This is a genomic window from Methylobacterium sp. WL69, from assembly GCF_008039485.1.
GTDB lineage: Bacteria > Pseudomonadota > Alphaproteobacteria > Rhizobiales > Beijerinckiaceae > Methylobacterium.
Genome location: NZ_VRUZ01000217.1, coordinates 1 through 439 on the forward strand (window position 1 = coordinate 1; position 439 = coordinate 439).

At 80.4% G+C, this 439-nt stretch carries 1 pseudogene; it reads right to left on the bottom strand.

Going from position 1 to position 439, the window contains the following annotated elements:
• A pseudogene (locus FV218_RS22985) lies at positions 1 to 439 on the bottom strand (hypothetical protein); the annotation flags it as partial.

The following is a 439-nucleotide window of genomic DNA, read 5'->3' on the forward strand; positions in this document are numbered from 1 at the left end:
GGGCCGGCGACGGGCGCGACGTCCCGGGGCGACGTTCCGTCGCGCGGAGCCTCCGTCGCGGCAGCCAGGGCCGGTGCGGCGGCGATGGAGGCCGGGGCGCCGGCGAGCCCTGCGACCGCCGGGTTCGTGGCGGCCGGGATCGCGGCGGCCTGACCGGAGACCAGCCTCGGCTTGACCGGTGCGAAGTGGGTTTCCTGCTGGAGGACCGTTACCTGGGGGCGGGCCTCGACGACGCCCGGCGACCCGGGGCCGCCCTGGGCCGGGATGCCCTCAGACGGGAGGCCCTGGCCGAGGACGCCCCCGACCGGCAGTCCCCGAACGCCGTCCTGCGCACGCCCGGTCTCCCCGGCCGCGCGGACGATTCCGGCGGCGAGCTCCGCCACCCCGGCCGCGGCGGCCGCGCCCCGCCCCGACGGGGCCTGTTCCGACGCGGTTGGCC